The 8,686-nt window shown below is 51.2% G+C and carries 10 protein-coding genes, 1 tRNA gene and 1 pseudogene; 6 read left to right on the forward strand and 6 right to left on the reverse strand.

What is annotated here, in order from left to right:
- Together NZ772_08805 and NZ772_08810 are read right to left on the reverse strand one after the other, a co-directional pair.
- The coding region (locus NZ772_08805) for a Fe-S cluster assembly protein SufB (GenBank protein ID MCS6813653.1) at positions 1 to 597 on the reverse strand (597 nt) is incomplete at its 3' end.
- A gap of 64 nt (positions 598 to 661) precedes the next feature.
- Positions 662 to 1,021 carry a ferredoxin--nitrite reductase gene (locus NZ772_08810; protein ID MCS6813654.1) on the reverse strand — a complete coding sequence of 120 codons (360 nt, stop codon included), beginning with the start codon at positions 1,019 to 1,021 and terminating at the stop codon, positions 662 to 664.
- Positions 1,022 to 1,170: 149 nt separating this feature from the next.
- Here NZ772_08810 and sufR point away from each other — a divergent pair, with 149 nt between their 5' ends.
- The 3 genes from sufR to NZ772_08825 all read left to right on the forward strand — a co-directional run bounded on the left by sufR (position 1,171) and on the right by NZ772_08825 (position 2,982).
- Complete coding sequence (sufR, locus tag NZ772_08815) at positions 1,171 to 1,896, forward strand: iron-sulfur cluster biosynthesis transcriptional regulator SufR (GenBank protein ID MCS6813655.1); 726 nt, start codon at positions 1,171 to 1,173, stop codon at positions 1,894 to 1,896.
- A gap of 21 nt (positions 1,897 to 1,917) precedes the next feature.
- Entirely contained in the window at positions 1,918 to 2,535 is a 618-nt protein-coding gene (locus tag NZ772_08820) for a CDP-alcohol phosphatidyltransferase family protein (GenBank protein ID MCS6813656.1), read from the forward strand.
- A 252-nt stretch (positions 2,536 to 2,787) separates the two neighbouring features.
- The gene (locus tag NZ772_08825) at positions 2,788 to 2,982 is read left to right on the forward strand and encodes a DUF2949 domain-containing protein (protein MCS6813657.1); all 195 of its coding nucleotides are present in this window, start codon (positions 2,788 to 2,790) and stop codon (positions 2,980 to 2,982) included.
- Between the two features lie 9 nt (positions 2,983 to 2,991).
- Here the strand turns inward: NZ772_08825 and NZ772_08830 are convergent, their stop codons facing one another.
- Entirely contained in the window at positions 2,992 to 3,429 is a 438-nt protein-coding gene (locus NZ772_08830; GenBank protein ID MCS6813658.1) for a VOC family protein, read from the reverse strand.
- Positions 3,430 to 3,611: 182 nt separating this feature from the next.
- Between NZ772_08830 and NZ772_08835 the strand changes: the two genes are divergently transcribed.
- The 3 genes from NZ772_08835 (at position 3,612) to purL (ending at position 7,645) form a co-directional block, all read left to right on the forward strand.
- Complete coding sequence (locus tag NZ772_08835; GenBank protein MCS6813659.1) at positions 3,612 to 3,899, forward strand: hypothetical protein; 288 nt, start codon at positions 3,612 to 3,614, stop codon at positions 3,897 to 3,899.
- A gap of 191 nt (positions 3,900 to 4,090) precedes the next feature.
- Positions 4,091 to 5,290, forward strand: a complete 1,200-nt coding sequence (locus tag NZ772_08840) for a DUF4336 domain-containing protein (protein MCS6813660.1) — start codon at positions 4,091 to 4,093, stop codon at positions 5,288 to 5,290.
- Between the two features lie 30 nt (positions 5,291 to 5,320).
- Positions 5,321 to 7,645, forward strand: coding sequence for a phosphoribosylformylglycinamidine synthase subunit PurL (purL, locus tag NZ772_08845; protein MCS6813661.1), 2,325 nt, complete (start codon positions 5,321 to 5,323; stop codon positions 7,643 to 7,645).
- Positions 7,646 to 7,784: 139 nt separating this feature from the next.
- On the opposite strand, the gene NZ772_08850 is transcribed toward purL, so the two are convergent.
- From NZ772_08850 to NZ772_08860, 3 genes and pseudogenes are all read right to left on the reverse strand, one after another.
- Positions 7,785 to 7,857: transfer RNA gene (locus tag NZ772_08850), tRNA-Phe, on the reverse strand.
- A gap of 107 nt (positions 7,858 to 7,964) precedes the next feature.
- Positions 7,965 to 8,204, reverse strand: coding sequence for a proprotein convertase P-domain-containing protein (locus NZ772_08855; GenBank protein MCS6813662.1), 240 nt, complete (start codon positions 8,202 to 8,204; stop codon positions 7,965 to 7,967).
- A 318-nt stretch (positions 8,205 to 8,522) separates the two neighbouring features.
- Positions 8,523 to 8,686 (reverse strand): annotated as a pseudogene (locus NZ772_08860) (S8 family serine peptidase).

The following is an 8,686-nucleotide window of genomic DNA, read 5'->3' on the forward strand; positions in this document are numbered from 1 at the left end:
CCTTACACCCTTGGGAATGTAGACAAAGGAGCCATCACTAAATACCGCCGAGTTGAGGGCAGCAAAGTAGTTATCAGTTGGGGGCACAACACTACCTAGGTAGCGTTTTACTAGCTCAGGATGCTCCTGGAGAGCTTCGGAAATAGAGCAAAAGATGATGCCATCCTTTGCTAACTTGTCCTTGAAGGTAGTGGCGATCGAAACACTATCAAAAATCGCGTCCACAGCTACATTGGCCAAGCGCTTCTGTTCCGACAGTGGAATCCCCAGTTTTTCAAAGGTTTCCAGCAACGCTGGATCCACATCGTCCAAACTGTTGAGCTTCTTGGGAGCCTGTTTAGGTGCTGAATAGTAAACAATGTTCTGATAGTCGATTGGAGGATAACCAACCCGTGCCCACGTTGGCTCTGTCATTCGCAACCACTGTCGGTAAGCACGCAGGCGAAATTCCAGCATAAACTCTGGCTCATTCTTCTTCGCCGAAATTAGACGCACAACCTCTTCACTGAGACCTTTAGGAATAGTCTCAGACTCAATAGCGGTTACAAACCCATATTTGTAGGGCTGGTTAACTAACGTTTGGAGGGCTGCGCTCATGGTTGTTATTCTCTCCGCATTACGATTTTAAGAGTAGCGTCAGTAGTATCGGGTCAGCAGTAAATTAGTACTGGCTAGTCGTGCTCCGAATCTGTTCAAAGCTGATTTCCTGGGCTGTACCTGCAAAGTCATTGTCAGGAGTGAGAAACAACATGCAATGACATTCTTTGCGCTCGCGCATAGGCACGCAGGGACAGTTCCAGAACGCTGCTGCGACTTCTGCTTCTTTATCTTCATAGTGGCGGCAGGGACACAATGGTGCGCCTAGCTCATCTTTGTGCTTAGCTAGGCCCTCAATGACCACAGCAGTCACACCTAAGTCAGCGCAGAAATAAGTGCCAGTGCGCTTGGCATAGGTTTCAGCAAAATGCCGCATGGCTTCTAAGCTTTTATCAGTTGCTTGGGTAGTTGTCGGAGTATTCATCGGCAGGGGAGACAGAAGAGGTAATTATCGATATAATCTAAAGCAACATGTATGTTGTCTAAGTATCTTTAGGGTACTTTAGAAACGTACACGTTGTCAAAGTAATTTAATGTAAATCATACGGTAAAGCGGGAACGTTCTGAAAACGTATGTCTGGCGATCGCAAAGTGTCTTCCCCTTCACAGTCTGCTCCAGATGCGCTTATTGCTGAGTCGCAGCTTGACGATCGTGCTGGCTCCGCATCCTCGACCAAGCAAGATATTCTGACCCATTTGCTCAAGCAGGGTGAGGCAACTGCCCAGGATTTAGCTGATTGGTTGGCTATTACTCCTCAGGCAGTGCGTCGCCACCTGAAAGACTTAGAGGCCGATGGTCTGATTCAGCATCAAGCCATCCAGACTGGTATGGGCCGCCCTAACTATGTCTACAGACTCAGCGCCGCTGGACGAGAGCAGTTTCCCGATTGCTATAGTGACTTTGCTCTCTCACTGCTGGACACGTTAAAGGAAACGGTTGGTCAAGAGCAGGTCAGTACAATTTTGCAAAAGCAGTGGCAACGGAAAGCCATGGACTATCGGCAACAGTTGGGGCACGGTTCACTGCGCGATCGTGTTGCTGCCCTGGTGAAATTACGCCGTCAAGAGGGATTTATGGCAGAACTCCACTGCCCTGAACCCGATGCATCTGGCCAGGAACGTTACATTATCGCTGAGTATCACTGTGCTATTTCCCATATTGCCGAGTCCTTTCCAGCAGTATGTGGGCACGAGTTGGAGCTATTTGCAGCGGCGCTACAAGATTGCACAGTAGAGCGCACTCATTGGTTAGTGAATGGCGAACATCGTTGTGGATATTTGATTCAGGCTACGAGTTAGTTCAGATCCTATTTGCGAGCTATGACATCATCGCCCCTAAAACCAGATTTGGGACTGTACCAAGCTAAGTATTGGTTGCGCGATCGCCTTCGACACCTACCAGGCATTAGCCACTTGTCTCCCAATGCCTTATCGGTGTTGGCCTTTGTCCCAGGTTGCTTGGCGGCCTACTGTCTCTATCGGCAATGGTGGTTAGGGGCTGTGGGGGCGATCGTGGCTCGCATGGTGATTAACACCCTAGATGGCCTAGTCGCTGAGGAATTTAATAAGACCTCTAAGCTGGGAGCTTATCTTAATCGGTTACCTGGCGAGTTTACTGATGTCCTAATTGTGTTAGGGCTGTGGAACGTGGGGGAATTTCCTTGGACGCTGGCTCTGGTAGTGTTGGTAGGCTGGGTACAGATGTTTGGCTTGCTGGGCCTCGTGGCTGACAGCAAAATTCAGTCCGTAGGCCCCTGTGGACAGACTGATCGCCTTGCTATTCTGGCGATTGCCTGTCTAGCTACCTTGGCAGTCGATGCCTATCAAGTTTGGCGCTACGTGATTCCAGGGTTATGTATCGGGTGTGGAGTGACGATTGTGCTGCGAATTTATCGATCGCTGAAGGATATTAGCCAGCAGGTACCCAGTAACTCCTAGCTGCTAGATAAGCCGAGAGGTAGCACTGAATCAACCCCCAAATCTCTTCAAATTTCATAAACAATCTTCACATTGTAGGGGAAGAAATTTGTTATCCTTTATCAACCGAAATTCAGCCCAGTTATCCTAGATGCCCTAGAGAGTTAGCCATCGGGACAGTTAGCAAACTGGTTGTTTTCCTGATTGGTAACCGAGGGTGCTAGCTATAGTAAGTCACTGGTGCAGACTACACATCGAAGGAGTTGAGCATTGATGGCACCTAACAGCAAGTACGCACAACTATTGCAGTTTTTAGAAGAGGAACTGGCCCTGTCACCCTCGTCGATTAACATGGCCTTGCGTCATCGTGAGCAAGATCCTGGTCCATTGCCAATGATTTTGTGGAACTATGGGCTAATCACCCTAGAGCAGCTAGAGCGCATTTTTGAATGGCTAGAAACAGCCTAAACGTCACCCTCAAGTGGGGGCACGATCGCCAATTTGTTGGTGTTCACGTTCTCCAAAAATAGCCGCAGCGTAGCGATACACCTTAAATTCCAAAAAGTTACCAAACGGATCCTGTAGAAAGAATGTGCGATGTTCCAGTGGAGAGTCAGGAAATCGTCGCTTCGGATGTTGATAAAAGGTAAGTTGGTTGGATTGTGCCCTAGCTAACAGGGCCTCCCAATCGGCCTCTTGGGTAAAGACTAGCCCGAAGTGGCGAGGATAGATGCTGGATTGCGGAGTCAACGGCTCAGTTGTGACATGGGCTACAATTTGATGACCGTACAGATTCAAAATGACAGAATCCTTAGTTTCTCGGCCTACTTCACAGCCTAAGCCTTCAGCATAAAATTGCTTGGTGCGGGGAATGTCAGCTACTGGAAATGCTAGGTGAAAGAGTGTTGCTGCCATTGATGCTGTCACTGATTGGTCTGCCTACGACTAACAAGGTCTACAGGTAACAAGGTCTACAGGTAAGGTCTACAGGTCATCTCAAGATTTACCAGATTCCCCAAGTCTATGACAATCCCCATACCTATGGATCATAACAGTCCATAACTGCAATCTCACCTAGCCACACTGATTGACGCAGGTTGAACCAAACTTGGCAGGACTTTAAACTGTTGACCTGGAAACCGTTGATTTGGAAACTGCTGGTTTGGGATGATGGCTCTATGGTTAGCTCCTTGACGATCGCCCAAGACTATGCAACCTCTGATGTCAGAGTGCAACGTAGTAGCAGCAGAGCACCCAGGGCTACGACCAAGCGGAACCAAATGGGCAGTTTTGACCCTGCCTTTGAGTCCGCAGAGGGCTATACTTTGTACTTGTGCCTGAGCGAAGTGACTCAGATTGAGCAAGTAAAGCAGTCCTTGGATTAATAGCGGGTTCACGCTGACGGCTTTTCTCTGCACTGGGGCATTAAGCTATTCGTGCTGCTCAATAAGCTGTTAACAATGCCCTGGGGTAGCAAGACTTGGGCGATCGTCACGAAGTTCGTGTCTGCATTGTGGGTCAGTTTTCTCCCTATGAGAGAAGATTTAAGGACGGGAAACTTCAACATCACGTTGGTATGAGTCAGCCTATTAACAGCAGCAAGATTACATCTGATGCCAGTCACGCCCATGACTGGACATGGCACCTTTGGCCCTTAGTGCCCATCTACCCCTACGGTAAGCGGCGCACCCTTCGTATAGAAGTGCTGAACGATCGCATCTGGACCTTTGACCAAGTGCAGGGCATTTTCTACGTAGTGGTACCGATTCGGATGACAGTGGTTCGGCTAGATGCTGGAGGCTTGCTAGTCTATGCCCCTGTTGCCCCTACACCAGAGTGTCTGCGCCTGATGCAAGAACTGGTAGACAAGTACGGGGCAGTAAGGTATATCATTTTGCCCACAGTGTCAGGGATTGAGCATAAGGTGTTTGTAGGGCCGTTTGCTCGCCATTTCCCCACAGCTCAAGTTTATGTCTCGCCGCACCAATGGAGTTTTCCCCTCAACCTCCCCCTTAGTTGGTTGGGGTTGCCCCCCGATCGCACCCATATCTTGCCTGCTGACAGTCGGCAGACTCCCTTTGGGGATGAGATTGATTACGCGGTGTTAGGTGCGATTAACCTCAATGTTGGAGCCTTCGCAGAAGTAGCAATGGTACATCGGCCCACACATACGCTGCTGCTAACGGATATGATCGTCTCGGTGCCCGAAGAGCCACCCGCTATCGTGCAATTGGATCCCTATCCCCTACTGTTCCACGCTAAGGATCATGCCTCAGAAGTAGTAGCTGATACACCAGCTAACCGTCGCAAGGGCTGGCATCGCATTAGCCTATTTGCCTTTTATTTTCGCCCCAGCGTTTTGGATACTCTGGATCTAGGACAAACGGTACTCAACGCCCTAAAGGCTGTCGATCGCTCCCGCAAAGCCTACTTTGGCCTTTATCCCTTCCGCTGGCAACCCAACTGGCACTATGCATTCCAAGCCCTATGTGGGCACAGTCGTCCGTTTGTGGCCCCTGTGTTGCAGCAGTTGATTCTAAATCGGGCACCCCAGACTACCTTGGCATGGGTTGATCGGGTTGCTCAGTGGGAGTTTAACCACATCATTCCCTGTCACTTCATGGCTCCTATCCCTGCCAGTCCCCGACAGTTCCGCCAAGCCTTTGCCTTTTTGGATCCACAAGCAACTGGCGATCGGCTGCCCGATGCCGATGTGCAACTTCTACGAGAGTTAGAAGCAGGACTCGTTCAGCGCAAGATTTTGCCCCCAGTATAGAATAAGCCTGTATTTTGCAGAGTTGTTACCATGAGCACCATTGCCCCTACGCCTTTTTCTCCCGATGAGATTGCTGGTGAAGGCATTAAGCCTGACGAATATGAGGAAATTGTGCGTCGCCTGGGACGGCATCCCAACTGGGCTGAACTAGGTATGTTTGGGGTAATGTGGTCAGAACATTGCTGTTACAAAAACTCGCGCCCCTTGCTCAAACAGTTTCCTACCCAAGGAGAACGCATACTAGTTGGCCCTGGAGAAAATGCAGGCGTTGTGGACTTGGGTGATGGACTGCGCCTAGCCTTTAAGATTGAGTCTCATAATCACCCCTCAGCTATAGAACCTTTTCAGGGAGCAGCAACCGGTGTCGGCGGCATCTTGCGGGATATTTTTACCATGGGTGCCCGTCCTATTGCTATTCTCAATTCTCTACGGTTTGGCAGCTTAGACGATGCTCGTACCCGGCGGTTATTCACGGGTGTCGTGTCGGGAATTGCCCACTATGGCAACTGTGTAGGGGTGCCTACTGTTGGTGGTGAAATATACTTTGATCCAGCCTATGCCGCTAATCCCCTTGTGAATGTCATGGCGATCGGCCTCATGGAAACCCCCGAAATCGTAAAATCTGGGGCAGCAGGCATTGGCAACCCTGTGCTGTATGTCGGATCCACAACTGGACGAGATGGTATGGGTGGAGCTAGCTTTGCTAGTGCTGAATTGAGCGATGCCTCCGAGGACGATCGTCCTGCTGTGCAAGTAGGGGATCCCTTTCTAGAGAAATCCCTAATTGAAGCCTGCCTAGAAGCTTTTAAAACCGGAGCTGTTGTCGCCGCTCAAGACATGGGAGCCGCTGGCATCACTTGTTCCACGTCAGAAATGGCAGCACGGGGGGGTGTGGGTATTGAGTTTGACCTAGACAGGGTGCCCGTGCGGGAAACAGGCATGGTGCCCTACGAGTACCTGTTGTCAGAATCTCAAGAGCGGATGCTGTTGGTGGCCCAGCGGGGACGAGAGCAGGAACTGATCGATATTTTTCATCGCTGGGGGCTGCACGCCGTAGTAGCTGGAACCGTGATTGTCGAGCCAATCGTCCGCATCCTATTCCAGGGTAATGTAGCTGCTGAAATTCCTGCTACTGCCTTGGCTGACAATACCCCTATCTACCATCGGGAACTGCTGGCTGAGCCTCCTGCCTACATCCAGCAAGCCTGGACATGGACTCCAGCGCAACTTCCTGCCTGCGATCGCCAGGGCATTCAGCTTGCCACGGGTTTTCGCGCCTGGAGAGACGTGCTGCTAGAGTTATTAGCAACGCCAACGATCGCCTCTAAGCGCTGGGTTTATCGCCAATATGACCATCAGGTACAAAACAACACCGTTCTCCTTCCTGGCGACGGTGATGCTGCGGTCATTCGCCTTCGTCCTACCACAGTTCCTCACCCACTACCCACTACCTGGAAGGGCCTCGCCGCTACCGTTGACTGCAATGCTCGCTATGTTTACCTTGACCCCTACGAAGGTGCAAAAGCTGCTGTCGCCGAAGCCGCTCGCAACCTCAGTTGTGTGGGGGCCGACCCCCTAGCCGTCACTGACAACCTTAACTTTGGTAGTCCAGAGCGTCCAGTGGGCTATTGGCAACTGGCAGAAGCTTGCCGGGGCATCGCTGATGCTTGCCGAGCACTCCACACACCAGTTACGGGTGGCAATGTTTCCCTTTATAACGAGACCCTAGACAGCGATGGTAACCCCCAAGCCATCTATCCTACCCCTGTGATTGGCATGGTGGGGCTGATCCCGGACATTACTAAGGTGGTTGGTCAAGGCTGGCGCTCTGCTAATGATCTAATCTACCTGCTGGGGCTGCCCATAACATCCCTTGCTGCCTCTGAATATCTTGCGGTCATTCACCACACGGTTGCTGGCAAACCGCTAACAGTAGACTGCGATCGAGAACGGCTAGTCCAAACCGCCTGTCGAGAGGGAATTCGCCAAGGCTGGGTACACTCTGCCCATGACTGCGCTGAGGGGGGCATAGCGGTTGCTCTGGCTGAATGTTGCATCAGTAGCGGCCTAGGAGCCATTTGTTCTCTATCTGGCTCTCGCTGGGATGAAGTTCTCTTCGGAGAAGGTGGTGCCCGCATTCTAGTGTCTGTGTCTCCTGCTGATGTTCCCGCTTGGGAAGCCTACCTAGAAGCCCAGTTGCCTGGTGATTGGCAGCGCTGTGGCCTTGTCACCGGAGACACCCTCTGCTTGCAAACCATCGCTGGAGAGAGCCTGCTAGAAGTAGCCATTGCTGACATGACCGATCGCTGGCGTTACAGCATCGATCGTGCCCTCACCCCCAGCCGTAGCCTGTAGGCAACGAAACACGGCTTACCTACCTTCAAGGTCGGTGAGGCTAACATCGGCTCTACAGGTTTCTGGTCTAGTGATATAGATTGTTCAACTAAGCGACGCAGGTCAAACAGCTAACCCTACAGCCCTCAGTGCACTCAAATGCCAGGAACCAGACTTGAACTGGTGACACGAGGATTTTCAGTCCTCTGCTCTACCAACTGAGCTATCCCGGCGAAGAGACTCTTCTGTAAACGCTTATCTAGCGTAACAAAGCAGAGCAGTCTTGGCAAGATTTCATGCACAAGTTTTTATTGGTTCATAGCAGTGTTACGCGCAGATATTATACTGTTAGCGCTAGCTGCCAACGATTGAGCACCCCGGTGTCGTGAACAGCATGGTCTACAATCCAGAGATACCAGGTGCCCTGTGCTGCTTGACCAATCGCCTGTGCCAACAATGGTGCGTTGTCTGGTGTGTAGGTATGCTGGAGGCGGGTTTGCCTGCCCAAGGTGCGGCCTTGCAGCAATAGCACCCGGCGATTAGGAGTAATCAGACTAATCGTGAGATCACCTAGGTACATGTGGTTAATGTCTACAGTCACGGCGATCGTCTTCACTAGGCCGATCGTAGTCACCTGTTGGCTAATCGCAACTCCATCAGGTGAGTTGTCGGGAATCAGCACGCCAGTAACCATTATGGGAGCAGACGAAATGTCTGCTGTCAGCGGTGGAGCAGGCTGTATGGGTGCTGGTACTAGTGAAAGCTTGTCTCTGGCTGCTTTTACCGCATTGTAGGCATTGATGCGGCCATAGCCAAACCACTGGGAATGACCACCATGTTCATAGGTGCCATGGCGTAGCCCCAATTGCGGATCCGGGTCGTTGTCGATAATTTTGTCAGCCGTTTGCTCCAACAACTGCCGGACTTCCCTAGCGGTCAGGTTAGGATTTGCCGAGAGCATCAACGCCGCCACCCCTGCTACCAAGGGACAAGCACTAGAGGTGCCCCCAAAGTCATCGGTGTAGTCTCCACTGAGGTTATAGCCCGCTGCCCCTAGTTGAT

The sequence above is a fragment of the Cyanobacteriota bacterium genome (assembly GCA_025054735.1).
Lineage (GTDB): Bacteria > Cyanobacteriota > Cyanobacteriia > SKYG9 > SKYG9 > SKYG9.

Coding starts and splice junctions, on each gene's coding strand:
- sufR (MCS6813655.1), top strand. CDS start 1,171: ATGTCTGGCGATCGCAAAGTGTCTTCCCCTTCACAGTCTGCTCCAGAT.
- purL (MCS6813661.1), top strand. CDS start 5,321: ATGAGCACCATTGCCCCTACGCCTTTTTCTCCCGATGAGATTGCTGGT.
- NZ772_08840 (MCS6813660.1), top strand. CDS start 4,091: ATGAGTCAGCCTATTAACAGCAGCAAGATTACATCTGATGCCAGTCAC.
- NZ772_08820 (MCS6813656.1), top strand. CDS start 1,918: ATGACATCATCGCCCCTAAAACCAGATTTGGGACTGTACCAAGCTAAG.
- NZ772_08825 (MCS6813657.1), top strand. CDS start 2,788: ATGGCACCTAACAGCAAGTACGCACAACTATTGCAGTTTTTAGAAGAG.
- NZ772_08810 (MCS6813654.1), bottom strand. CDS start 1,021: ATGAATACTCCGACAACTACCCAAGCAACTGATAAAAGCTTAGAAGCC.
- NZ772_08855 (MCS6813662.1), bottom strand. CDS start 8,204: ATGTACCTAGGTGATCTCACGATTAGTCTGATTACTCCTAATCGCCGG.
- NZ772_08830 (MCS6813658.1), bottom strand. CDS start 3,429: ATGGCAGCAACACTCTTTCACCTAGCATTTCCAGTAGCTGACATTCCC.